This window comes from Tranquillimonas alkanivorans, from assembly GCF_900115595.1.
GTDB lineage: Bacteria > Pseudomonadota > Alphaproteobacteria > Rhodobacterales > Rhodobacteraceae > Tranquillimonas > Tranquillimonas alkanivorans.
The window spans coordinates 160,720-182,557 of the sequence record NZ_FOXA01000002.1; the positions used below are offsets into that span (position 1 = coordinate 160,720).

Genomic DNA, 21,838 nt, shown 5'->3' on the forward strand with positions numbered 1-21,838 from the left:
TCCTCTCAGCCTTCCTTCGCCTCGGCCCGGTTCACCTCGTGCGCCTGGCGGGCAATCTTCTGGATTTCCTTGCGGACGGGGCTTTTCTTGGCGATCTCAGCCAGCGGCTGGCCGTGGTCGCAGGCCTGCAGGATCTGCTTGCCGCCGTCGGGCAATTGCACGTCGAGCGAGATGTCGAGGCTTTCGGCCATGCGCTTGACACGGCTCTTGCCCGTCAGGTCGGTGAACTTGGGCGCGCGGTTGAGGATGTAGCGCAGCTTCTCGACCGGCAGCTCCTCGGACTTCAGCGCCCGCAGCAGCCGCAACGCGTTCTGGGCTGACCGCATGTCGAGCTCGAGCAGCGTGAAGTAGACATGCGCCTGGTTCAGCACCGTCTCGGTCCAGTGGACGACCGTGCGTGGCATGTCGATCACCACATAGTCGAAGTTCGCCCGCGCCGCGGCTAGCACGCGCTCGATATCCTCGCCGGTCACGATGTCGAGCGGCAGCATGTCGGCGGGCGCGGTCAGGATGTGCAGCTTGTCGCCATAGGTCAGCAGTGCCTGCATGAAGCTGTCGGTGTCCATCGCCTCGGTGTTCGACAGAAGCTCGAACACCGCCTCGCGGCGCTGAAGGTCGAGATACGTCGCCACCGCGCCGAACTGCAGGTCGAAGTCCAGAAGGCAGACGCGCGGGGCGTCCTGCTTCTCGATCGTCGCGAGTTCCCAGGCCAGGTTGACGGCGAAGGTCGTCGCGCCCACGCCGCCCGACAGACCGTGCACCGCCAGCACCACGCCGTCGCGGTCGCCGGTCGCCTGCAGCTTCGGACGCTCGGCGGCGGGCGCCTCGGCCTCGGGGGGCGGCGTGCGCAGCCGCTCGATCGCCTCGTGCAGCGCGCCCTGGGGCAGGGGATAGGGCACGAATTCGGTCGCGCCGAGCTTGAGCAGACGGTGCAGGACCATCGGGCTCACTTCCTCGGCGATGACGATGACTTTCACGCCCTTCTCGACCGCGGCCTTCACGGTCGCGGCAATGACCGGCAGGTCGGGCTCGTCGTCCTCGTCCATGGCGACGGCGACGAACTCGAGCGCATCCGCATCCGGCTGCTGGAGAAACAGCGCCGCGTCCTCGAACGACAAATCGCCCCAGCGCTCGCCGAGCTCGGACTCCATGTCCTCGATCAGAAGGTCGAAGTTCTGGATGTCCCGGCAGATGGTGCAGGCGACGATCGGCTCCGGGTCTGTCTGCGCGACGGCATTGCTGCTCATGACTCACATCCTTGGTTCTCGCACTCCGCCGGAGTGGCGGCGGAACACGTGCATCGGCGCGGGCGACTCGCCGCGTCCCTCGTGCCGGGGCTTGTATCCTCCTTCGCGGGGAAACTTGGCGATATTACGGCCACAAAACCGTGATTATCTGCCGTGCCGGGACGTTTTGTGCCCGTCCCGTGCCGGGCGGCAGCGCCGGGGCCGCGTCCCGGCCCCGCGCCTCATTCCACCGCGTCGGCTGCGATGTTCGTGCCCGGTGTCGCGCTGGCGACGTAGCCGCGGAACACGACCTCGGCGTACTTGCCGTTCAGTACCATCGGGTGGGACTGCACGAAGCCCGAGACTTCCGTGATCGTGCGGCGGTTCTGCCGCTCGCGGCCCTGCGTGACGATCAGCGGCTGCTCCTCGCCGTAGGATACGAGCGCCTTGAGGCGCGACCGGTCCGCGCCCTGCGACACCAGGTAGTTCACCGCCGCCTGCGCCCGCCGCAGCCCGAGGCGGTAGTTGTACTCCTCGGACCCCACGAGGTCGGTGTGGCCGTAGACGGCGAAGCGGACCTCGGGGAACTGCCGGATCCAGCGCGCCTGCCGGACCAGGGTCGCCCGCGCCTGCGGCGTCAGCGCTGCGCTGTCGAAGGGGAAGGTGATCATCGGGTCGACCTCGGACGCGAAGCGCCGGTTGAGGTCGAGCACGTAGCCCCGCTCGCCCGTCTGCACGAGCGTGTTGTTCATCGTGGCATCGCCGAAGCCGGTGTCGTCGAGGTAGCCGCCGGCCTCTTCGTTCCACGCCAGGGCGGTGCGGTTTTCGGCGGTACAGGCGGTGAGCGCCAGGACCGAAACCGCCACAAGGATCTTTCCGCTGGCCTTCATGTCCGTCACTCCATCACGTAGCCGTAGGAGCCGCTGAAGTCCTGCTTCGCGACCTCGCCCGCCGCGCCCGGAAGGCTGCGGCCCCCGCCGACGGTGCGTCCGTAGAGGAAAAGCTCCTGCTCGGTCGGCGGCACCACCCGGTCGGTCGGCAGGGCCAGCGCCTCGCCCCGCACCGGCGAGACCAGGTGCGGCGTCACGATGACCACCAGTTCGCTCTGCTGGCGCTCGTACTCGGCGCTGCGGAACAGCGCGCCCAGCACCGGGATGTCCCCCAGCCAGGGCACCTGGCCCGACAGGTCCTGGAAGTCGTCCTGCAGCAGGCCCGCGATGGCGAAGCTCTCGCCGTCGCGCATCTCGACCGTGGTGGTCGTCTCGCGCCGGCGGAACCCGTTGACCGAGAAGCCTTCGTTCTGGACGACGACGGAGTTGTCGATGCCCGACACGGCCGCGGCCATCTCGAGGTTGATCCTGTCGCCGTCGACCACGCGCGGCACGAAGGTCAGCTCGACGCCGAAGGGCTTGTACTCGACGCTGATCGAGCCTTCGTCGCCGACGACCGGAATGGGGTACTCGCCGCCCGCGAGGAACGAGGCTTCCTGCCCCGACAGGGCGGTCAGGTTCGGTTCGGCCAGGGTGCGCAGCACGCCCTTGGACTCGAGCGCCTCGAGCAGCACCGCGAACTCCAGGTCGCCCGCGCTGAACCCGATGCCGACCTGTCCGTTGGCGTCGGTGCGCGGCGTCACGGGACCGTTGCCCAAGCTGCCGGACGCGTTGGCGAGCGCGCCGGTGCCGCCGAACAGCGCCACTTGTCCATCGCCGCCGCCGACCGTGCCCCCCAGCGCCAGGGAGCCCGACAGCGCCTTGCTGACCGAGCGCTGCATCTCGGCGAAGCGGACCTTCAGCATGACCTGCTGCGTGCCGCCTACGGTCATCAGGTTCGACACCCGCTCGGGCGCGTAGCGCTGTGCGAGGTCGAGCGCGCGTTCCAGCGCCACGATGCTCGACACCGTGCCCGAAAGCACGATGCCGTCGTTGGCGGTGCGCACCTCGATCGGCTCGCCCGGCAGGATCTGGCGCAGCCGCTCCTTGAACTCGCCGACATCGGGCGTGACCTGCACCTCGACATTGGTGATCAGCCGGCCCTCAGCGTTCAGCAATGTCAGCGTGGTGCGACCGGGCGCGCGCCCCAGGACATAGATCGTCCGGTCCGACAGGGTCGAGATGTCGGCGATCTCGGGGTTGGCAATGGAAAGTTCGGCGAAGGGTTCGTCGCTTTCCACGACCACGGCCCGGTTCATCGGAACCTGCAGGTCGCCGGAGGTCGTCTGGTCCAGCACGCGCAGCGTTTGCGCCGCCGCCGGAGCGGGCGCGTAGGCGGCGACGGCGAGGCCCGCGAGGGCGGCCGTCACGACGGGTTTCAGGCTCATGCGATCCTGCCTCTCTGATCACGCTTGGCGGTGCGGGTCTTTCGCCCGGTTCGGGTCACGATGCGGGAGGCGGGGAATTTTTGCAAGAAACAGTCCGTTGCGCGCCACCCCTTATGTGGAAAAGGCGCAACACGCCCGGTGTTGCGCCTTCTTCGTGCTTTCGGCCTTTGCGAAAGTCAGTTGGTGCAGGGAATCGCGATCTCGTGCACCTCGCCGCCCTTGCGCGTCTTGATGGTGCAGACCTCTTCCCGCTCGACCTCGACGACCTTTTCTTCCTTGAGGCCCAGAAGCTCGCGCTGGTTGATCTCGACCATGTCGGCGGTTCCCTGGTCCTCGGCGCCGACAAGGCTGAGCGACAGCCGTCCCGTCTCCTGCGCCTGGGCGAGGGAGGCGACCTGCCGCGGCGACGCCTCGACCGTCACGGTGCGCGCAACGGTGGGGGAGGAGCGGTCCTCGTCCGCCGACTGGTCGATCGCAACGAGCTTGACGTTGGCGTCGATCAGCTTGGTCACCTCCTCGCGGCCCACGCTGCCCGACCAGTAGACGTCCACCCGGTCGCCCGGTCGCAGGAAACCCGACACGCCCGAGGTCACGTCTACCCGGATCGCGAAGGCCCGCATTCCGGGGCTCAGCCGCGACGACACGCCCGCATCCTCGCCGGGGTCGGTCACCTTGACGGCCAGCACCGCCTCGTCCTTCTCCATTGTCCGGAGCACCGCGCGCGGCTCCTCGAAGCCCTGCGGGAAAAGCTCGTCGACGCTGGTAAAGGCCCCGGCGGGCACGGCCTGCTCCGGCCACTTCACCTTGCGCAGGTCCTCGGGCGCCAGCCACTCGCCGTAGCGAATCTGGCGGTTCGCGACGATGACCTCCTTGGTGGGGACGATCTGGTCGCGCAACTCACGCTCTTGTTCGAGCTGGGCCTGCGTCTGGGACAGGTAGTCCTTCGCCATGTAAACGGCGCCGCCTGCTAGGGCGAGGCCGAGGATCAGGACTAAGCCAAAGATTGCGCGCATCTTATTGATCCTCTTCAGGCTCAAGACTGCCGAAATCTATCTTGCATGCGCTTCAAGATTTCCTGCGGCATGCAGCTACCAAGCTTTCGGCTGCTGCTGGAGGCCGCCTTGTCGGAGCCTCCAGCTACGTTCCGCATTATTCAGTGCCAGCCGGCTTATCCGCCGCCGTAGCCAGATCGCTTAGATTATCAACCGTAGCCTCCGAAAGAGAAGTGTTGATGCTGTCGCCGAGGTTGTTGACCCCACCACTTACAGCTGTGATCACAGCAATCCCCAGCCCCACGATGGCGGCGGTCAGGACGACCCAGTCGACGGTCACGGCGCCGTCTTCGTCGTTGCGGAAGGTCTTGATCAGATCGAAGAGTTTCATGTTTCTGGTCCTCTAGGTTTCGCTCTGGCTTCGCTTCCCGAAACCTCAGGCCGCCGCGTCTCTCAGGGTCGGCTCAGTGCCTCGGTACAGGTGCAATAAGCCGTTGGATTCGGGCAGCAATTTGACCGGGGTACGACCTTTTTCTACCGGCGCTCCCAGCGCGGAATTTCTTGCATAAGGCACTGCAAACAGGAGATTCTTTCTCTCCCTCGGATTGCGGTTGTCCCCCATCGCGTGCGCTGAAAGGGCCTCACGGGCACGTCCTGAGCCCCCGTCGGGGCTGGATTCGAGTCGCCACCTCGCGCACAAAGGGCTGAGCAGTCACGCATAGATGCGGAGCCAACCGCATGCGAGCAGTCCTTGTCGCCGCCCTGATCCTTCTCGCCGCGCCCGTCGCGGCGGAGCCGCCGCCGTTTCCGGAGTTCACGTTCAAGCGCGTGGCGCCGCCCGCCCCGGGCGTGACGCGGCGGATCACCGTGCAGATCACGCCGAAGCCGCCCGCGCCGCCGGAAGTGCCACGGGAGGAGAGGCCTCCCGAAGATGACCGCCCACTCCGCGACGGTCACTGGTTCTGGAGCGCCGTCGATCCCGGGCTGGGGGCCGATCCCTATGCCCGCACCGCCCTCGCGCTCGACGTGCTGGCGCGGGAGGCGCCGCCGGCGCCGCGGCTCGACGCGCTGAACCGGATCGCCGCCACGCACGGTCCCGCCATATTGAAGGCGACGGTCGGCACGCGCGTCTCGCCCGCGCTGGCCCTGGCGGTGATTGCGGTGGAGTCGGGTGGACGGCCGGCCGCCGTTAGTCCCGCGGGCGCGCAGGGGCTGATGCAGCTCGTCCCCGCCACCGCCGCGCGCTTCGGGGTGAGCGACAGCTTCATCGCGTCCGACAACATCCGGGGCGGCGTCGCCTACCTCGACTGGCTGCTCAAGGAGTTCCGCGGCGACGCCGTGCTGGCGCTGGCGGGCTATAACGCGGGCGAGAACGCCGTGCTCAATCACGGCGGTGTGCCGCCCTTTGCCGAGACACAGGATTATGTGCCGAAGGTGCTAGCGGCGTGGCGCGTTGCGCGCGCGCTGTGCGTGACGCCGCCCGAGCTCCTGTCGGACGGCTGCGTCTTCCTGGCGGGGCAGGGCGGCTGAGGGTCACTCTGCCCGCAACAGGGCCCGCGTCTCTGGGTGGCGCGCCCCGAACGCTTCGCAGGTCTGGGCAAGGCGCTCAAAGATGTCGCGGCTGTCCTCGTCCTGCTCCCACACGTGGGCGTCGATCATCAGCGACATGAGCGGGCGCTGCTCGGCGATGAACGCGTCCACCCGTGCCGCGTCGCCCGACAGCCGTACCGCCACGTCGCGGAAGGCGCGGCCCAGATCCGCCTCCGCAGTGCCGCCTATGTAGTCCGAGAAGCCCAGCCACAGGGCTGCGCACTGTGCCGCGGGGTAAAGCGCCTCGTCCTCCTGCGCCGTCGCCACCAGCCCGAAAAGCAAAAGGCCCGCCGTTGCCGGCAGGCCCCTGATCCACCGCATATGCCGCCGGTGGTTCACCGGACGCTGACCGACGCGGCGCTCTCGGGCAGTTCCTCGTCGAAGCAGCGCTGGAAGAACTCGGCCACCGTCTCGCGCTCGAGTTCGTCACACTTGTTGAGGAAGGTCAGCCGGAATGCATAGCCGATGTCGCGGAAGATCGTGGCGTTCTGCGCCCAGGCGATCACGGTCCGCGGGCTCATCACCGTCGAGAGGTCGCCGTTCATGAAGGCCGTGCGCGTCAGGTCGGCAACGGTCACCATCTGGCTGATCGTGCGGCGGCCCTTCTCGGTGTTGTAGCTGGGCGCCTTCGACAGGACGATCGCGGCCTCGGCGTCGTGCGACAGGTAGTTCAGCGTCGCCACCAGCGACCAGCGGTCCATCTGGCCCTGGTTGATCTGCTGGGTGCCGTGGTAAAGGCCGGTCGTGTCGCCCAGGCCCACCGTGTTCGCGGTGGCGAACAGGCGGAAATACGGGTGCGGGGTGATCACCTCGTTCTGGTCTAGCAGGGTCAGCTTGCCCTCGACCTCGAGCACCCGCTGGATCACGAACATCACGTCGGCGCGGCCCGCGTCGTATTCGTCGAAGACGATGGCGGTGGGGTTGCGCAGGGCCCAGGGCAGGATGCCCTCCTGGAACTCGGTGACCTGCTTGCCGTCGCGCAGCTTGATCGCGTCCTTGCCGATCAGGTCGATGCGGCTGATGTGGCTGTCGAGGTTCACGCGAACGCAGGGCCAGTTCAGGCGGCTGGCGATCTGCTCGATATGGGTGGACTTGCCGGTGCCGTGATAGCCCTGGATCATCACGCGGCGGTTGTGGGAAAAGCCGGCGAGGATAGCGAGCGTGGTGTCGCGGTCGAACTTGTAGGTTGAGTCGATCTCGGGCACGCGGTCGGTCCGCTCGGCGAAGCCCTTCACGATCATGTCGCTGTCGATCCCGAAGGTCTCGCGCACCGAGATCTCCTCGGTCGGTTTCGCGTGGATGTCGATCGTGCCGTCCGCCATGTCGTGAACCCTTTCGCCGGGGCCCGTGGCCCGTCTCTCAATCGCCTCGCGTGGTGCAACATATAGCCGGGCGGTGCAAGGGGAAGGCCCGTCGGAACAGCCGGCCGGGGTTGCAGGCACCGCCGGCGCACGCGGCCGCCGCGTCCGGCCGCTTTTCCGTCCGGCGGTCACGCGCGCTCGCATTGCCGTCATTCACGCGATTGATACTGTTCATTTATCGCCCGCAGCCCCACCTTTACGCCAAGACAAGACCATCGCCCGGGCGCGCAGCCGGGCCGGATCAACGCCGGAGGACCCCGCCATGAATCGCCGAGCCTTCATCGCCGCCGCGACCGCCACCGCCGCAGCGCCGCTCCTCGCGCGCCTCTCCTGGGCCGCCGAGGGCAGCTTCGAGGTCACCCGCACCGAGGAGGAATGGCGCGAGATGCTGACCGATCTCGAATACGAGGTCATGCGGGAGGAGGGGACCGAGCGCGCCTTCACCTCTCCGCTCAACGACATCAAGGAGCTGGGCATCTTCCACTGCAAGGGCTGCGACCTGCCGCTCTACGACGCGGCGACGAAGTTCGACAGTGGCACCGGCTGGCCGTCCTTCTACGAAGCGATGCCGGGCGCCATCGGCACCAAGCAGGACCGCAAGCTGCTGTTCATGGTGCGGACCGAGTGCCACTGCTCGCGCTGCGGCTCGCACCTGGGCCACATCTTCGACGACGGGCCCGAGCCGACCGGCAAGCGCCACTGTATCAACGGCGTCAGCCTGACCTTCGAGCCCGCCGCGGCCTGAGCCGCGCGCGGCCGTGCGAAACGGCTGGTACTGGACATGATGATGCCCCGGGGCGAAAGTGCCCCGGGGCGACTATCTTCTTAGGCAGGGAAAACCGGGATGAACGACGCGAGCATGATCAGCGCGGCACAGCCCGCGCCCGAACGCGTTGCGCAAATGCTGCGCGACATCACCATCAGTTCGCAGCTCGACACCAGGCCCGTCGCTGCCGAGGACGTCGCAGACGAGGTCGCGGCCATGCGGCGTCTGTCGGATGCCCTGCAAAGCGGCGAGGCCGCCGCGGTCTTCCGCGCCTGTTGCCGCGCGGCGATCGACCTGAGCGGGGCGGACACCTGCGGCATCAGCCTGCACGAACCCGACGCGGACGAGGGCGACGTGTTCCGCTGGATCGCCGTCGAAGGCCCAATGGCGGCTCGGCTCGGCGGATCGGCACCGCGCGACTTCTCGCCCTGCGGCGTCTGCGTGGACGGCGCCATGCCCGTGCTCAATGCACCGGCCCGAGCGGCTGTACAGTTACCTCGTGAGCGAGCAATGTATGCACGAGGTGCTGCTGGTGCCGCTGACCGACCGCGAAGAGCCGCTTGAGGCGACCATCTGGCTCATCTCGCACGACGACTCGCGCCCCTTCACCAGCCGCGACGCGCGCGCGATGCAGCGCATCGCGGCCTTCGTCGTCGAGGGGCTGAGGCTCGCCGCCGCGGGACGCGCCGCGCGGGCCGAGGCGGAGCGGGCGGTCCTGGAAATGCGCGAGCTCGAGCACCGGGTGAAGAATGCCGTCGCCATGTCCGGTGCGCTCCTGCGGCGCGAATTGCGCCATCTCGACCAGCCGGAAGTCCAGCAGGCGGTGTCCGCCGCCACTCGCCAACTCGACGCGCTGACGGCCCTGCAGACCCTCGACGGGGACAGCGACGCGTGCGCCCTCATTGAACGGGTGGTCGTATCGCTGCTCTCGGACCACCCCACCTGCGCTGCGACCTCGACATCGCGGCGGCCGAGCTGCCGCCGCAGACGCTACGTGTCCTCGGCCTGTTCGTCGCCGAACTACTGACCAACGCGCTGAAGCACGCATTCCCGGACCACGGCGAAGGCGCGATCCGCATCGCCCTGACGCAGCACGAAAAGGCGCTGGAGCTGTCGGTAAGCGACGATGGCCGGCCCATGCCGGACGACGTGCGGGAAGGAGCGCTTGGCCTCGGGCTGGTGCGGCAGCTTGCCGAGCGGATCGACGGCCGCCTGACGGTCGAGCGCCACCCGAAGCGCTTCAGCATCCGCTTTCCCACGCCTCAGTGACGGGGCGGCGGCAGGACCGCCGCGCCCTCAGCCTTGGAAGTTACGGCTGTCCTTGAGCTGGTCCCAGGCCCAGACGACCTCCTGAAGCTGCTCTTCGTGGCCCCGGTCCCCGCCGTTCATGTCGGGGTGCAGCACCTTGATCAGCGCCTTGTAGGCGCGGCGGATCTCGGTCTTGGTCCAGCTGTCCTTGGCGTCCAGGATGTCGAGCGCGCGGCGCTCGGTCGGGGGCAGCTTGCGCCCGACCTTCTGGCGGCCCGGGTTGCGCGTGGCATTCTCGCCCAGAACCTCGTGCGGATCTTCGATCCCCAGCCGCGACCACGCGCGCTGCTCGGCCGACTTCTTGCCGAACGGCTTGGTCTCGCGGCCCCAGACACGATCCTTGTCGATCTGATCGGCGAACTCCTCCTCGGTGGTGCCGTTGAAGAAATTCCACTTCAGGTTGTAATCGCGCACGTGATCCTTGCAGAACCACAGGTACTCGTCCAGGTGATCGGGCGATTTGGGCGCGCGGTATTGCCCGGCCTCCTGGCAGCCCGGATGCTCGCACACCCGCTGCGACGTCTCGAAGGCGCCGGACATGCCCCGCCTGCCACGCGGGTTTTTCTTCTTGGCTGAGGAGACCCTAAGGTCAAATCCGAACGGATCATTCTTGGCCATGACGCGCACCTTTTCGACTCGGACCCGCGAGTTTAGACGTTCGGTTCAGATAGGAAAGGGGAGCGACCCGGAAAATGACCGCTGCTGACGAAATCGAGAGCCGCCTGAGAGACGCCTTCGACCCGACCGTGCTTCAGGTAGAGGACGAAAGCGAGCGCCACCGCGGCCACGCCGGATATCGCGAGGGAGGCGACAGCCACTTCCGCGTGACGATCCAGGCACCCGCCTTCACGCCGATGACGCGCATCGAGCGTCACCGTGCGATCCACGAGGCGCTGGGCCCGGACCTCGTGGGGCGCATCCACGCGCTGGCGCTCCACGTCAGCGGCTAGCGCTCACCTGTCCTGCCCGCGCGGGCCGGGGCCGCGCAGCGGGTGCACCGCGCCCCGCTGCGGCGCCGCCGGCCCCAGGCGATGCCCGGCACCGCCTGCGCCGTCGCGCGTGGCCGACAGGCGCGTGCCGTGATCCTGACGCTCAAGCTCGCGCGCCATCTCTTCGGGCGGCGGGGATTCCTGGACGTAGGTGCGGGTGTCGCGCGACCCGGTGAGGTCGTCGAACAGCTCGCGTCGGAACACCAGCACGTTCTGCACGGTGGTCGTGCGGCCGATCATGCCGGTGCGCTCGTCGCAGGGCAGGGACTCGGCCCGCTGGTATTCCCACCCTTCGGCGGCATGTTCGTTGATCAGCTCGGACAGGGCGTGGGCGAAGCGCATGTCGCTGCCCTTCACCCCGCGTGTGCGGGTGCCCTTTCGGGGCGCGGGCACGACCATGTATTCGTAGAACGGCATTCTCGGACTCCGTCGGGTTCTCGGCGCCGGCGGACAGTATCAGCGCCCGCCCGGCGGTTCCAGACACAGCTGGCGGAGCGGCGACGGGCCGCCGGGACCCGGCGCCGGAGCTTACAGCCCCAGCTTCGCAGTCACGATCTGGTTCACGGCCTTCGGGTTCGCCTTGCCGCCGGTGGCCTTCATCACTTGGCCCACGAACCAGCCGGCGAGCTTGGGGTTCTGCTGGGCCTTCTCGACCTGCGCGGGGTTGGCGGCGATGATCTCGTCGACCGCCGCCTCGATCGCGCCGGTATCGGTGACCTGCTTCATGCCGCGCTCCTCGACGATCTTCGCCGGATCGCCGCCCTCGGTCCAGACGATCTCGAACAGGTCCTTGGCGATCTTGCCGCTGATCTCGTCCTTCGCCAGCAGGTCCAGGATGCCACCGAGCTGCGCCGCCGACACGGGCGACTCCTTGATCGACAGGTCGTCCTTCTTCAGCCGGCCGAACAGCTCGTTGATGACCCAGTTGGCGGCCATCTTGCCGTCGCGGCCCTTGGCGACCTCCTCGAAGAACACGGCGTTCTCGACCTCGGCGGTCAGCACGCTCGCGTCGTACTCGGTCATGCCGTAGTCCAGCACGAAGCGCGCGCGCTTCTCGTCGGGCAGTTCGGGCATGTCGGCGGCGATGCCGTCCACCCACGCCTGCTCGATCTCGAGCGGCAGAAGGTCGGGGTCGGGGAAGTAGCGGTAATCGTGCGCCTCTTCCTTCGAGCGCATCGAGCGCGTCTCGCCCTTGTCGGGGTCGTAGAGGCGGGTTTCCTGGACCACCTGGCCGCCGTCCTCGATGATCGCGATCTGGCGGCGCGCCTCGTACTCGATGGCCTGCTGGATGAAGCGCATCGAGTTCATGTTCTTGATCTCGCACCGCGTGCCAAGATGCGAGAAATCCTGCGTTTCCTGGTATTTCTCGTAATCGCCCGGCCGGCAGACCGACACGTTCACGTCGGCGCGCAGGTTGCCGTTCTGCATGTTGCCGTCGCAGGTGCCCAGATAGCGCAGGATCTGGCGCAGCTTTCCGACGTAAGCCGCCGCTTCCTCGGGGCCGCGGATGTCGGGCCGGCTGACGATCTCCATCAGTGCGACGCCGGTGCGGTTGAGGTCCACGAAGGACATGTTGGGGTCCATGTCGTGGATCGACTTGCCGGCGTCCTGCTCGAGGTGGATGCGCTCGATCCGGACCTTGCGCGCCACTCCCGGCGCCATGTCGACCAGCACTTCGCCCTCGCCCACGATGGGGTGGTAAAGCTGGCTGATCTGGTAACCCTGAGGCAGATCCGGGTAGAAATAGTTCTTCCGGTCGAAGGCCGACATCAGGTTGATCTGCGCCTTCAGCCCCAGCCCCGTCTTCACCGCCAGCGCGACGCAGCCCTCGTTGATCACGGGCAGCATCCCCGGCATGCCCGCGTCCACGAATGCGACGTTCGAATTCGGCTCGGCCCCGAACTCGGTCGAGGCGCCCGAGAACAGCTTGGCCTTCGAGGCGACCTGCGCGTGCACCTCGAGCCCGATGACGAGCTCCCAGTCGTGCTTCGCTCCCTGGAGGACCTTGGGCTTCGGGGCTTCGTAGGTAAGGTCGAGCATCTGGCTGTCCTGACTTGTCGGCGGATCGCCGCGACTTCTAGGCGAGCCACCGGCGCAGGGCAAGCGGGCCGCCGCGCGCCGGCCAAGGCGGGGGCGGCGAGACTGCAACAGGCGCACAGAAAGCCCGTTCGGGGGTTGATTTGTGCAGAAATCCGCCGAGCCGCGCGCCCGCAGGTTGCCAGACGGGCCTCGATGGGTACTTTCGCGGGCGGTTGATCGCATACCGTCCGTTCAGAGAGACGTACATGAAGCTCGCTTCACTCGCCCTCGCGGCGCTGATGACCCTCGGTGGCTGTGCCGCCGTCAGCCAGGAGCCCGAGGAGCCGCCCGCGCTGCCCGTGACCCGCTGGGACCATCGCCCCGAGGCGCCGCTTTGGACCGAGGCGACGCTGGAGGCGCTGCAGACGCACGGCGCCTCGCTCCCGGCCTTCACGCCGGCGGACATCGAAACCTGGTGCCCCGGCTACCGGACCGCCAGCCTGGAAGACCGGCAGGCCTTCTGGGTCGGCCTGTTCTCGGCCCTGGCCAAGCACGAAAGCACCTGGAACCCCGCGGCCGTCGGAGGCGGCGGGCGCTGGTTCGGGCTGGTGCAGATCGATCCGAACACGGCGCGCGGCTACGGCTGCCGGGCGCAAAGCGGGCAGGCGCTGAAGGACGGGGCGGCCAACCTGACCTGCGCTGTGCGCATCGCGTCGCGGCAGGTGCTGAACTACGGCAACGTAAATCGCGGCATGCGCGACTGGGGACCGTTCCACAGCGGGTCGAAGCGGGCCGAGATGCAGGCCTGGACCCGTGCGCAGCCGTATTGCGCGATCGAGTCGTGATCGCGCGCGGCGTCATCCGGGGCCCGCGCGGCCACCTGCTCACGGAGCGCACGACGTGACCCGGATGCGCCGCCTCCTTTCCATCGCGCTCGTCGCGGGGCTCGCGCTTCCGGCGGCGGCGTCCGAAGGGACGGTCCGCCCGAAGCCGCGGCCCGAGGTCTTCGACATAGTGCCGGTCGCCCGCTGGGACTTCCGCCCCGAGGGGCAGGTCTGGAGCCGATCGGCCATGCAGGCGCTGCAGGGCCATGGCAGGCCGCTGGTCGAACTCGTTCCGCGCGACATCACCGACTGGTGCCCGGGCTACGAGCGAGCGCCCGAACCGGCGCGGGCCTCGTTCTGGGTCGGCTTCATGTCGGCGCTGGCCAAGCACGAAAGCACCTGGCGCCCGACCGCCGTGGGCGGGGGCGGCAAGTGGTACGGGCTTCTCCAAATCCTGCCGGCCACGGCGCGCGGTTACGGCTGCCGGGCCCGGACGGGCTCGGCGCTGAAGGACGGCGCTGCGAACCTGTCCTGCGCCATTCGGATCATGGCCCGCACCGTGCGGCGCGACGGCGTGATACATGCCCGCAGCCCGAAGTGGTCGGGCGTGTCAGCCGATTGGGGGCCGATGCGGTCCGACACGAAGCGGCGCGAGATGGCCTCGTGGCTGCGCCAGCAGGACTATTGCCAGATGCACGCGAGCCCCCGCCCGATGCCGCGCCCGGCGCCCGAGGCACTGGTGGCCGGCCCGGTGCGGCCGGTGCTGCAGGCCCCGCCGCGCCCTGCGGACTTCGCGCCGAAGGTCGGGTACGACGTGGCTCAGACCGACGTGCTGCTGGACCTGCCGACCACGCGGACGCGCTGACCTCGTTTCCTAAGGAAATTTTCTCGCGGTCAGACCGGGCGCTGCACGCGCCGGCGGCTGAGGCTCGGCATGCCGGTGCTGTCCACCAGCGAAACCGTCGGGGCATAGCGGCCTCCGAGCGCCAACGTGGCTTCGCGCAGGAACTCGATCCCCTCGTCCGAGGTCGAGGGCAGGGCGCGGGGCGAAATCGGTTCGCCCACCGTGACGCGGAACGGCTGGCGGTACTTGTTCAGCGTCTCGTGGAACAGCGTGATGTCGCGCAGCGTCGGATGGATCAGGTCGAACAGGTAGAACAGCAGCGAATTGCGCGCGCGGATGTTCACCGGGATCACCGGCAGGTCGAACTTGCGCGCTATCATTGCCGCCGAGGCCATCCAAGGACGCTCGTAGAGCCGCAGCCCCCGGCGCTTGGCCAGTCGGCCGGCGGGGAAGATGACCCCCAGCCGCCCCTCGTCGATCGCCTTGCGGGTATAGGCCATCGTCTCGCGCGTCTTGGCATGGGTGCGCTTGTTCGGCCGCCACTCGACCGGGGCGATCATCGTGTCCATCTGCGGCAGCACGCGCAGGATATCGGCGTTGGTATAGATGAACAGGTCGGGCCGGTAGGGCGCGATCAGGTGGTGCAGGATGATGCCGTCGGCGATGCCCGTGGGGTGGTTCGCCACGATCAGGGCCGAGCCCTGGCGGGGGATGTTTTCCAGGCCCGTCGCCTCGACGTCCTGCGCGAGGTAGGTGCCCATCGTCTCCATGATCTCGGGCGTCTCGCGATGTTCGAAATACTCGGCCAGCTTCAGCGTCGTGTCGTAGGCCAGCATCCGGTTGAGCAGACGGCGAGCGATCTGCGTGCCGGGCCGGTCGGCGAACAGCCACGGGGCCCGTTCCGAGATCAGCGGATCAAGTCTTTCTCGCATGCGCCCAGACACCAGATCGAGATAACGCGTTCATGACATTCTGCCCGTTTATTCGGCGGATTGGAATGGAGCGCAACGTGAATCCGGGTCCGGGGCGGATGCCCGCCGCCCCGGGTCCGGGGCGGCGGCAGCGTCCGGTCAAGCCGCGTGACGCTCGTGGCGGCCTTCCTCGACCTCTTCGATGATCTTGGCGCAGAAGGCGTCGAGGTCGTCGGGGTTGCGGCTGGTAACAAAGCCCTCGTCGGCCACGACCTCCTTGTCGACGACGTTCGCGCCGGCGTTCTTCAGGTCGGTGCGGATCGACGGGAAGGAGGTCATCTCGCGTCCGCGCACCACGTCGGCCTCGATCAGCATCCAGGGGCCGTGGCAGATGGCGGCGACGATCTTGCCGGCCTCGGCGAAATGCCGCACCCGGGTCACGGCCTCTGCCTCGGTGCGCAGCTTGTCGGGGTTGATCTGACCGCCGGGCAGGACCACGGCGTCGTAATCCTCGACCTTCGCGGCCTCGATCTTTAGGTCGACGTCCACGCTGTCGCCCCAGTCGGTCTTGTCCCAGCCCTTGATCGCCTCGCCCGAGGGGCTGGCGACGTGGACGGTGGCGCCTGCCTCGCGCAGTTTGTCGCGGGGCACGGTCAGTTCGACCTGCTCGAACCCGTCGGTGGCCATGATCAGGATTTTCGCGTCTTGGATCTTGGGCATGTCGTTGCTCCTTGTTCGCGTTCGGCGGGGCAACGAGGGGCGGGCGCGTCCGTTCCCGGTCACGGCCTCAGGATTGCGCGAGCGGTGGGGATGCCCCGGGCCTCGAGCGCGTGCTGAAGCGTCAGCCCCGGCGGCACGCAGTCGGGCGGGATGCGCGCTTGCGTCCCGTCCTCCAGCGTCAGGACACAGCGCTGCGACAGGTCGAACGCGACGCGAAGCCGCGCGGCCCGGATGCGGGACAGTGGAACGTCCCCCGTCCGCCCGCCCGAACGCCAGGCGATGCGGTCGTCGTCCAGCCTCAGCCACGCCGCACGCCCGTGCGCCACGTCGAGAAGCGACGGAAGCGACACTGCGACGAGCGCCGAGACCACCCACCACGCCGCGTCGAGCAAAAGCGCAGCGGCCGCCGCGCCGCCCAAGGTCAGGGCAAGAAGGGCCACCGCGCCCGGGGCCCGCCCCGAGCGCGAGAAGGCCAGCGGCTCAGCCATTCAGGATGCGGCCGACCATCTCTCCGGTGTCGCGTGACAGGCCCTCGGTATTCGCGATCCGCTCCAGCGCCTCGCGCATCAGCGCCTGCCGGTCGGCGTCGTAGCGGTGCCAGGTCTCGAACAGCGTCGTCATGCGCGCCGTGGTCTGCGGGTTCAGCGGGTCGAGCCGGATCAGCCAGTCCGCGATCAGCTCATAGGACGCGCCCGAGGGGTCGTGGAACCCCGCGTGGTTCATCCCCAGCGCCCCGATGGCCGAGCGGAAGCGATTGGGGTTCTTCCAGTCGAAATCGGGATGCTCGGTCAGCCGTTTCGTCACCGCCGCCGCGTCGGCGGGCGCGGCCTGTCCGGCCTGCAATGCGAACCACTTGTCGATCACCAGGTGATCGTGGCGCCACTGGCGATAGAAGCTCGCCAAAGCCTCCTCGCCCCGGCCCAGCCGGACGAGGCAGGCGAGCGCGCCAAGCTGCTCGGTCATGTTGTCGGCGGTCTCGAACTGGCGCTGCGCACGCTTGCCGCCGTCGACGCGCGACAGAACCGTCAGCGCCGTCTGCCGCAGCGCCCGCCGGCCCGCCGCCCGAGCATCGGGCGTGTAGGGGCCGGGCACGTCCATCTCGTCGTAAAGGCGCGACAGGACATCGTTCAGGTGCTCGGCCACGCGCTGCATCAGAGCCTCGCGCGCGCCATAGATCTTCAGCGGGTCCGGCGTCACGCCGCCATCGGCCAGCGTCTGCGCCATGTCGTCGTCCGACGGCAGCCCCAGCGCCAGCGCGCGGAAGGCCGGGTCGAGCGCGTCGTCCCGCGCCACCCGTTCCAGCGCATCCAGGTAATCCGGGCCGGGCGCCGCGTCCTCGGTCACCATGCGCGCCAGCACGTCCTTGGCCAGCGCGCGGCCTGCTTCCCACTTGTTGAACGGGTCGGTGTCGTGGGCCAGCAGAAAGGCGCGCTCTTCGGTCGACATCTCGCGGTTCAGGATGACGGGGGCCGAGAAGCCGCGCAGAATCGACGGGACGGGCCTAGCGGAAAGCCCCTCGAAGGTGAAGCTCTGCTCCGCCTCGGTCATCTCCAGCATCGTGTTCGGCACCACCTCGTCGCCGTTGGGGTTCAGCAGGCCCACGGCGATCGGGATCACCTGTGGCGCCTTGTCCGGCTGACCCGGCGTCGGCGGCGTGTGCTGGCGGAAGGTGAGGGTGTAGGTGCCGTCGGCGTGGTCTTCCTTCACCGTCAGGCGGGGCGTCCCCGACTGTTCGTACCAGCGCTTGAACTGCGCCAGGTCGCGGCCGGTGGCGTCCTCGAACACCTTCAGCCAGTCCTCGATCGTCGCGGCGTCGCCGTCGTGCCGCTCGAAATAGAGGTCGAGCGCCTTGCGGTAGCCGTCATCGCCCACCAGCCGCTTGAGCATGCCGATCACCTCGGCGCCCTTTTCATAGACCGTGGCCGTATAGAAGTTGTTGATCTCGATATACGAGCTCGGCCGAACCGGGTGCGACAGGGGCCCGTTGTCCTCGCGGAACTGGCGGGCGCGCAGCATCAGCACGTCGTCGATGCGCTTGACCGCGTGCGAGCGCTGGTCGCCCGAGAACTCCTGGTCGCGGAAGACCGTCAGCCCCTCTTTCAGGCACAGCTGGAACCAGTCGCGGCAGGTGATGCGGTTGCCGGTCCAGTTGTGGAAATACTCGTGCGCGATGATCCCCTCGATCAGCTCGTAGTCGCGGTCGGTCGCCGTCTCGGGCGAGGCGAGCACGTACTTCGAGTTGAAAATGTTGAGCCCCTTGTTCTCCATCGCGCCCATGTTGAAGTCGTCCACGGCGACGATGTTGAACACGTCGAGGTCGTATTCCCGGCCATAGGCCTCTTCGTCCCACTTCATCGACCGCTTGAGCGCGTCCATGGCGTAGTCGCACTTCGCCTCGTCGCCGGGTCGGACATAGATGTTCAGCGCCACGGGCAGGCCGGACTTCGTGGTGAAGGTGTCGGAGTGCGCCACCAGGTCGCCGGCCACCAGCGCGAACAGGTAGGCGGGCTTGGGCCAGGGGTCGTCCCACTCGGCGAAGCCTTCGCCGAACTCCACCGGATTGCCGTTCGACAGCATCACCGGCTTGTCGCCCTCGATCCGGACGCGGAAGGTCGCCATCACGTCGGGGCGGTCGGGGTAGTAGGTGATCTTGCGGAAGCCCTCGGCCTCGCACTGGGTGCAGTACATGCCTTTGGACATGTAGAGCCCTTCCAGCGCCGTGTTCGTCTCTGGGCTGATCTCGACCTCGGCTTCCCACAGGAACTCGCCCTCGGGCACCTCGCAGACCAGGCCCGAGGCGTCGACCTTCGGCGTCACCTCCTGCCCGTTGATGGCGGCCCGGATCAGCGTCAGCCCCTCGCCATCCAGCCTGAGCTGGCGCGACGGCGCGGCGGCCGGGTTGGGGCGGAACCGGATCGCCGAGACGACCCTTGTGGCCGTGGGGTGCAGGCGGAATGTCAGTTGCACGCCGTCGATCACGAACGGGTACGGCGCGTACTCGGACAGCAGGACTGCGCGCGGGGCGGCATCTTTCATGGCGGTCTCCGGTGGAAGAAGCTCGGCGAACTTTTACGTCTTGGGGACGTTATTGTCCTGAACGGGCCGCTTCAACAGCGGCCGACGCAAGAAACGAGGTACGTCATGTCCGCACCGAAGACCAACGTCGAGAAGCAGGAAAAGCGCCACAAGACCCCGCTGGTCGGCATGGTCGGCGTCGTCGCCTTCGCGGTTGTGTTGCTTGTCCTTCTTACCGGCTGGCTCACCTACAGCGGTAACGTCCCGGATTCCGAGGAGGTTGAGGTCACCGGCGGTCCCGCCGATACGATGGTCGAGGATTGACGCCGCCGTCCCGCGGCGGCGACGCCGGGAGGCATAGGAAGAAAAGCGGCCTGCCGCAGAAGGTCTGCGCGACCTGCGGCAGGCCGTTTTCGTGGCGGCGCAAATGGGCGCGCGACTGGGAAAACGTGCGCCATTGCAGCGAACGGTGTCGCCGGAGCCGCAGATCTGGTCAACTTTCCTGACCGCATCCGGTTGCCATCCGCACCGCTTCGCTTATCGTGCGCAAACCATTTCGAAGCGGAGGAACAGGCATGGCGGATCGGGTGGATCGCAACGGGCTGAAAGTCGCGGCGGAGCTGGCGGAGTTCCTCGAGAACGAGGCGCTGGCCGGCACGGGCGTCGAGGCGGCGCAATTCTGGGACGGTTTCGCGCGGCTGGTGGGTGATCTGACCCCGAAGAACCGCGCCCTTCTGGAAAAGCGCGAGGATATTCAGCGCAAGATCGACGCCTGGCACCGTGACCGCAAGGGCGCGACGCTCGACTTGTCCGAGTATCGCGCCTTCCTCGACGAGATCGGCTATATCGTGCCCGAGGGGGACGACTTCTCGATCGACACCTCGAACATCGACCCCGAAATCGCGACCATCGCGGGTCCGCAGCTTGTCGTTCCGATCATGAACGCGCGCTACGCGCTGAACGCGGCGAACGCGCGCTGGGGCTCGCTTTACGACGCGCTCTACGGCACCGACGCGCTGGGCGACCTGCCGCAGGCCGGCGGCTATGACGCCGAGCGTGGAGCGCGCGTGATCGCGCGGGCCAAGCAGTTCCTGGACGAGGCCACGCCGCTCGGCGGTGGCAGCCATGCCGACGTCACCGGCTACCGCGTCGCCGGAGGCAAGCTCGAGGCCGCGACGGACGGCGGCGCGCTGGAACTCACCGATCCCGCGCAATTCGTGGGTTACGAGGGCGCGGAGGATGCGCCGTCGCAGATCGTGCTGGAAAACAATGGCCTTCACGTCGTCATCTCGGTCGACCGCGACCACCAGATCGGAAAGACGGATGCCGCCGGCGTCGCCGACGTGCGGCTGGAAAGCGCGATCAGCGCCATCATGGATTGCGAGGACAGCGTCGCGGCCGTGGACGCCGAGGACAAGGTGCTGGCCTATCGCAACTGGCTGGGGCTGATGAAGGGCGACCTGAGCGAAGAGGTCACCAAGGGTGGCGAGACCTTCACCCGCACTCTGAACCCCGACCAGACCTACGCCACGCCCGATGGCGGCCGACTGACGCTGAAGGGCCGCGCGCTGATGCTGGTGCGCAATGTCGGCCACCTGATGACGAACCCCGCGATCCTCGACGCCAATGGCGACGAGGTGTTCGAAGGACTGATGGACGCCGCTCTCACAACTCTGATCGCGATCCACGACCTAAAGCGCGAGGGCGGCAACTCCACCGCCGGGTCGGTCTATGTCGTGAAGCCCAAGATGCACGGGCCGGAAGAAGTCGCCTTCGCGGACGAAATCTTCACCCGCGTCGAAACGATGCTGGGCCTGCCGCGCGACACGGTGAAGCTCGGCATCATGGACGAGGAGCGGCGCACCTCGGTGAACCTCAAGGAGTGCATCCGCGCCGCGAAGCACCGGGTCGCCTTCATCAACACCGGCTTCCTCGACCGCACGGGCGACGAGATCCACACCTCGATGGAAGCGGGGCCGATGATCCGCAAGGGCGAGATGAAGAACTCGGCCTGGATCAAGTCCTACGAGGACCGCAACGTCGACATCGGCCTGGCCTGCGGCCTTCAGGGCCGCGCGCAGATCGGCAAGGGGATGTGGGCCATGCCCGACCGCATGGCCGAGATGCTGGAGGCCAAGATCGGCCACCCCGAATCCGGCGCCAACTGCGCCTGGGTGCCGTCGCCCACCGCCGCCACGCTGCACGCGATCCATTACCACAAGGTGAACGTCCACGAGAGGCAGAACGAGATCGCCGCAGGCGGCCCGCGCGGCACGCTCGACCATCTCCTGACCATCCCGCTCGCCCACGGCGTCAATTGGTCGGACGAGGAGATCACGGCCGAGATCGAGAACAACGCCCAAGGCATTCTGGGCTACGTTGTTCGCTGGGTGGATCAGGGCGTCGGCTGTTCGAAGGTGCCCGACATCCACGACGTGGGCCTGATGGAGGACCGCGCAACCTGCCGGATCTCCAGCCAGGCGCTGGCCAACTGGCTGCATCACGGCGTCGTGGACCGCGACCGGGTAATGGAGACGATGAAGAAGATGGCGCAGGTCGTCGACCGCCAGAACGAGGGCGACCCGGCCTACACGCCCATGGCCCCCAACTTCGGCGGCGCGGCCTTCAAGGCCGCCTGCGACCTGGTGTTCGAGGGCACGAAGCAGCCGTCCGGCTACACCGAACCGGTCCTCCATCGCCGCCGCCTGGAGCGCAAGGTGCAGGGCTAAGAGCCCGCCTTCCGCTGTCACCCCCGCGCAAGCGGGGGGCTCCCACCGCGGGCGTAACGCTTGGATGTTGCGCGCTCGGCTGGAGGTTCCCGCTTTCGCGGGAATGACAGGGCCTACCCGCAATACCTGACCCCGCCTACGCCGCGCAGCGGCTCCGGCAAAGCTCCTCACGGGCGGACGCCGCACTCTTTTCGCGCTTCCGCCGCCACGCATGCACGGCCGCCGCC

Annotated in this window: 25 protein-coding genes; 11 read left to right on the forward strand and 14 right to left on the reverse strand. The window is 67.9% G+C overall.

Going from position 1 to position 21,838, the window contains the following annotated elements; translation table 11 throughout:
• Positions 1-5: 5 nt before the first annotated feature.
• The 5 genes from BM162_RS04320 to BM162_RS04340 all read right to left on the reverse strand — a co-directional run bounded on the left by BM162_RS04320 (position 6) and on the right by BM162_RS04340 (position 4,926).
• Complete coding sequence (locus BM162_RS04320) at positions 6-1,247, reverse strand: CpaE/TadZ family protein (protein ID WP_093418233.1); 1,242 nt, start codon at positions 1,245-1,247, stop codon at positions 6-8.
• Positions 1,248-1,468: 221 nt separating this feature from the next.
• Positions 1,469-2,116, reverse strand: coding sequence for an OmpA family protein (locus BM162_RS04325; RefSeq protein ID WP_093418668.1), 648 nt, complete (start codon positions 2,114-2,116; stop codon positions 1,469-1,471).
• Between the two features lie 5 nt (positions 2,117-2,121).
• A complete protein-coding gene (locus BM162_RS04330; protein WP_093418236.1) occupies positions 2,122-3,543 on the reverse strand; it encodes a type II and III secretion system protein family protein in 1,422 nt (473 codons plus the stop codon).
• 176 nt (positions 3,544-3,719) lie between these two features.
• Complete coding sequence (cpaB, locus tag BM162_RS04335; RefSeq protein ID WP_093418239.1) at positions 3,720-4,556, reverse strand: Flp pilus assembly protein CpaB; 837 nt, start codon at positions 4,554-4,556, stop codon at positions 3,720-3,722.
• 136 nt (positions 4,557-4,692) lie between these two features.
• Entirely contained in the window at positions 4,693-4,926 is a 234-nt protein-coding gene (locus BM162_RS04340; RefSeq protein ID WP_093418241.1) for a Flp family type IVb pilin, read from the reverse strand.
• A 347-nt stretch (positions 4,927-5,273) separates the two neighbouring features.
• On the opposite strand from BM162_RS04340, the gene BM162_RS04345 reads away from it, so the two are divergent.
• Positions 5,274-6,065 carry a lytic transglycosylase domain-containing protein gene (locus tag BM162_RS04345; protein ID WP_093418243.1) on the forward strand — a complete coding sequence of 264 codons (792 nt, stop codon included), beginning with the start codon at positions 5,274-5,276 and terminating at the stop codon, positions 6,063-6,065.
• Between the two features lie 3 nt (positions 6,066-6,068).
• Here the strand turns inward: BM162_RS04345 and BM162_RS04350 are convergent, their stop codons facing one another.
• Together BM162_RS04350 and cobS are read right to left on the reverse strand one after the other, a co-directional pair.
• Positions 6,069-6,446 (reverse strand): hypothetical protein, encoded by a 378-nt coding sequence (locus BM162_RS04350; RefSeq protein ID WP_093418245.1) that lies wholly within the window; start codon positions 6,444-6,446, stop codon positions 6,069-6,071.
• A 14-nt stretch (positions 6,447-6,460) separates the two neighbouring features.
• On the reverse strand, positions 6,461-7,447 hold the full coding sequence (gene cobS, locus BM162_RS04355) for a cobaltochelatase subunit CobS (protein WP_093418247.1): 987 nt from the start codon (positions 7,445-7,447) through the stop codon (positions 6,461-6,463).
• A 301-nt stretch (positions 7,448-7,748) separates the two neighbouring features.
• On the opposite strand from cobS, the gene msrB reads away from it, so the two are divergent.
• From msrB to BM162_RS04375, 4 genes are all read left to right on the forward strand, one after another.
• Positions 7,749-8,231: a peptide-methionine (R)-S-oxide reductase MsrB gene (gene msrB, locus BM162_RS04360; protein WP_093418250.1), complete on the forward strand. Its 483-nt coding sequence runs from the start codon at positions 7,749-7,751 to the stop codon at positions 8,229-8,231.
• A gap of 99 nt (positions 8,232-8,330) precedes the next feature.
• A complete protein-coding gene (locus BM162_RS04365; RefSeq protein WP_093418252.1) occupies positions 8,331-8,816 on the forward strand; it encodes a hypothetical protein in 486 nt (161 codons plus the stop codon).
• Complete coding sequence (locus BM162_RS04370; protein WP_093418254.1) at positions 8,767-9,279, forward strand: histidine kinase dimerization/phosphoacceptor domain -containing protein; 513 nt, start codon at positions 8,767-8,769, stop codon at positions 9,277-9,279. Before BM162_RS04365 ends, BM162_RS04370 begins: the two co-directional genes overlap by 50 nt.
• Positions 9,276-9,521 (forward strand): ATP-binding protein, encoded by a 246-nt coding sequence (locus tag BM162_RS04375; protein WP_245759176.1) that lies wholly within the window; start codon positions 9,276-9,278, stop codon positions 9,519-9,521. Before BM162_RS04370 ends, BM162_RS04375 begins: the two co-directional genes overlap by 4 nt.
• A 27-nt stretch (positions 9,522-9,548) precedes the next feature.
• Here the strand turns inward: BM162_RS04375 and BM162_RS04380 are convergent, their stop codons facing one another.
• The gene (locus BM162_RS04380; protein ID WP_093418259.1) at positions 9,549-10,178 is read right to left on the reverse strand and encodes a DnaJ domain-containing protein; all 630 of its coding nucleotides are present in this window, start codon (positions 10,176-10,178) and stop codon (positions 9,549-9,551) included.
• Between the two features lie 74 nt (positions 10,179-10,252).
• On the opposite strand from BM162_RS04380, the gene BM162_RS04385 reads away from it, so the two are divergent.
• Positions 10,253-10,510 carry a BolA family protein gene (locus BM162_RS04385; RefSeq protein WP_093418262.1) on the forward strand — a complete coding sequence of 86 codons (258 nt, stop codon included), beginning with the start codon at positions 10,253-10,255 and terminating at the stop codon, positions 10,508-10,510.
• 3 nt (positions 10,511-10,513) lie between these two features.
• Here the strand turns inward: BM162_RS04385 and BM162_RS23085 are convergent, their stop codons facing one another.
• The gene (locus BM162_RS23085) at positions 10,514-10,966 is read right to left on the reverse strand and encodes a DUF4177 domain-containing protein (RefSeq protein ID WP_093418264.1); all 453 of its coding nucleotides are present in this window, start codon (positions 10,964-10,966) and stop codon (positions 10,514-10,516) included.
• 111 nt (positions 10,967-11,077) lie between these two features.
• Entirely contained in the window at positions 11,078-12,589 is a 1,512-nt protein-coding gene (gene gatB / locus BM162_RS04395; RefSeq protein ID WP_093418267.1) for an Asp-tRNA(Asn)/Glu-tRNA(Gln) amidotransferase subunit GatB, read from the reverse strand.
• 245 nt (positions 12,590-12,834) lie between these two features.
• On the opposite strand from gatB, the gene BM162_RS04400 reads away from it, so the two are divergent.
• Together BM162_RS04400 and BM162_RS04405 are read left to right on the forward strand one after the other, a co-directional pair.
• Entirely contained in the window at positions 12,835-13,413 is a 579-nt protein-coding gene (locus BM162_RS04400) for a transglycosylase SLT domain-containing protein (RefSeq protein WP_093418269.1), read from the forward strand.
• A 64-nt stretch (positions 13,414-13,477) separates the two neighbouring features.
• Positions 13,478-14,257 carry a transglycosylase SLT domain-containing protein gene (locus tag BM162_RS04405; protein WP_093418272.1) on the forward strand — a complete coding sequence of 260 codons (780 nt, stop codon included), beginning with the start codon at positions 13,478-13,480 and terminating at the stop codon, positions 14,255-14,257.
• Positions 14,258-14,286: 29 nt separating this feature from the next.
• Here BM162_RS04405 and BM162_RS04410 read toward each other — a convergent pair whose 3' ends face one another.
• The 4 genes from BM162_RS04410 to pepN all read right to left on the reverse strand — a co-directional run bounded on the left by BM162_RS04410 (position 14,287) and on the right by pepN (position 18,903).
• Complete coding sequence (locus BM162_RS04410) at positions 14,287-15,168, reverse strand: lysophospholipid acyltransferase family protein (protein WP_093418274.1); 882 nt, start codon at positions 15,166-15,168, stop codon at positions 14,287-14,289.
• Positions 15,169-15,306: 138 nt separating this feature from the next.
• Complete coding sequence (locus BM162_RS04415; protein WP_093418277.1) at positions 15,307-15,867, reverse strand: type 1 glutamine amidotransferase domain-containing protein; 561 nt, start codon at positions 15,865-15,867, stop codon at positions 15,307-15,309.
• A gap of 59 nt (positions 15,868-15,926) precedes the next feature.
• Positions 15,927-16,355 carry a PH domain-containing protein gene (locus BM162_RS04420; RefSeq protein ID WP_093418279.1) on the reverse strand — a complete coding sequence of 143 codons (429 nt, stop codon included), beginning with the start codon at positions 16,353-16,355 and terminating at the stop codon, positions 15,927-15,929.
• Complete coding sequence (pepN, locus tag BM162_RS04425) at positions 16,348-18,903, reverse strand: aminopeptidase N (RefSeq protein WP_093418282.1); 2,556 nt, start codon at positions 18,901-18,903, stop codon at positions 16,348-16,350. Before pepN ends, BM162_RS04420 begins: the two co-directional genes overlap by 8 nt.
• Before the next feature lie 105 nt (positions 18,904-19,008).
• Here pepN and BM162_RS04430 point away from each other — a divergent pair, with 105 nt between their 5' ends.
• The 3 genes from BM162_RS04430 to BM162_RS04440 all read left to right on the forward strand — a co-directional run bounded on the left by BM162_RS04430 (position 19,009) and on the right by BM162_RS04440 (position 21,611).
• A complete protein-coding gene (locus BM162_RS04430) occupies positions 19,009-19,206 on the forward strand; it encodes a hypothetical protein (protein ID WP_093418285.1) in 198 nt (65 codons plus the stop codon).
• A gap of 50 nt (positions 19,207-19,256) precedes the next feature.
• Entirely contained in the window at positions 19,257-19,388 is a 132-nt protein-coding gene (locus BM162_RS04435) for a DUF2256 domain-containing protein (protein ID WP_245759178.1), read from the forward strand.
• Between the two features lie 69 nt (positions 19,389-19,457).
• A complete protein-coding gene (locus tag BM162_RS04440) occupies positions 19,458-21,611 on the forward strand; it encodes a malate synthase G (protein WP_093418290.1) in 2,154 nt (717 codons plus the stop codon).
• The last annotated feature ends 227 nt before the right edge of the window (positions 21,612-21,838 follow it).

What these genes read in the sequence shown, in the direction of transcription:
- BM162_RS04320 (WP_093418233.1), bottom strand. Translation starts at nt 1,247, where the DNA reads ATGAGCAGCAATGCCGTCGCGCAGACAGACCCGGAGCCGATCGTCGCC.
- BM162_RS04325 (WP_093418668.1), bottom strand. Translation starts at nt 2,116, where the DNA reads ATGAAGGCCAGCGGAAAGATCCTTGTGGCGGTTTCGGTCCTGGCGCTC.
- BM162_RS04330 (WP_093418236.1), bottom strand. Translation starts at nt 3,543, where the DNA reads ATGAGCCTGAAACCCGTCGTGACGGCCGCCCTCGCGGGCCTCGCCGTC.
- cpaB (WP_093418239.1), bottom strand. Translation starts at nt 4,556, where the DNA reads ATGCGCGCAATCTTTGGCTTAGTCCTGATCCTCGGCCTCGCCCTAGCA.
- BM162_RS04340 (WP_093418241.1), bottom strand. Translation starts at nt 4,926, where the DNA reads ATGAAACTCTTCGATCTGATCAAGACCTTCCGCAACGACGAAGACGGC.
- BM162_RS04345 (WP_093418243.1), top strand. Translation starts at nt 5,274, where the DNA reads ATGCGAGCAGTCCTTGTCGCCGCCCTGATCCTTCTCGCCGCGCCCGTC.
- BM162_RS04350 (WP_093418245.1), bottom strand. Translation starts at nt 6,446, where the DNA reads ATGCGGTGGATCAGGGGCCTGCCGGCAACGGCGGGCCTTTTGCTTTTC.
- cobS (WP_093418247.1), bottom strand. Translation starts at nt 7,447, where the DNA reads ATGGCGGACGGCACGATCGACATCCACGCGAAACCGACCGAGGAGATC.
- msrB (WP_093418250.1), top strand. Translation starts at nt 7,749, where the DNA reads ATGAATCGCCGAGCCTTCATCGCCGCCGCGACCGCCACCGCCGCAGCG.
- BM162_RS04365 (WP_093418252.1), top strand. Translation starts at nt 8,331, where the DNA reads ATGAACGACGCGAGCATGATCAGCGCGGCACAGCCCGCGCCCGAACGC.
- BM162_RS04370 (WP_093418254.1), top strand. Translation starts at nt 8,767, where the DNA reads ATGCACGAGGTGCTGCTGGTGCCGCTGACCGACCGCGAAGAGCCGCTT.
- BM162_RS04380 (WP_093418259.1), bottom strand. Translation starts at nt 10,178, where the DNA reads ATGGCCAAGAATGATCCGTTCGGATTTGACCTTAGGGTCTCCTCAGCC.
- BM162_RS04385 (WP_093418262.1), top strand. Translation starts at nt 10,253, where the DNA reads ATGACCGCTGCTGACGAAATCGAGAGCCGCCTGAGAGACGCCTTCGAC.
- BM162_RS23085 (WP_093418264.1), bottom strand. Translation starts at nt 10,966, where the DNA reads ATGCCGTTCTACGAATACATGGTCGTGCCCGCGCCCCGAAAGGGCACC.
- gatB (WP_093418267.1), bottom strand. Translation starts at nt 12,589, where the DNA reads ATGCTCGACCTTACCTACGAAGCCCCGAAGCCCAAGGTCCTCCAGGGA.
- BM162_RS04400 (WP_093418269.1), top strand. Translation starts at nt 12,835, where the DNA reads ATGAAGCTCGCTTCACTCGCCCTCGCGGCGCTGATGACCCTCGGTGGC.
- BM162_RS04405 (WP_093418272.1), top strand. Translation starts at nt 13,478, where the DNA reads ATGCGCCGCCTCCTTTCCATCGCGCTCGTCGCGGGGCTCGCGCTTCCG.
- BM162_RS04410 (WP_093418274.1), bottom strand. Translation starts at nt 15,168, where the DNA reads ATGCGAGAAAGACTTGATCCGCTGATCTCGGAACGGGCCCCGTGGCTG.
- BM162_RS04415 (WP_093418277.1), bottom strand. Translation starts at nt 15,867, where the DNA reads ATGCCCAAGATCCAAGACGCGAAAATCCTGATCATGGCCACCGACGGG.
- BM162_RS04420 (WP_093418279.1), bottom strand. Translation starts at nt 16,355, where the DNA reads ATGGCTGAGCCGCTGGCCTTCTCGCGCTCGGGGCGGGCCCCGGGCGCG.
- pepN (WP_093418282.1), bottom strand. Translation starts at nt 18,903, where the DNA reads ATGAAAGATGCCGCCCCGCGCGCAGTCCTGCTGTCCGAGTACGCGCCG.
- BM162_RS04430 (WP_093418285.1), top strand. Translation starts at nt 19,009, where the DNA reads ATGTCCGCACCGAAGACCAACGTCGAGAAGCAGGAAAAGCGCCACAAG.
- BM162_RS04440 (WP_093418290.1), top strand. Translation starts at nt 19,458, where the DNA reads ATGGCGGATCGGGTGGATCGCAACGGGCTGAAAGTCGCGGCGGAGCTG.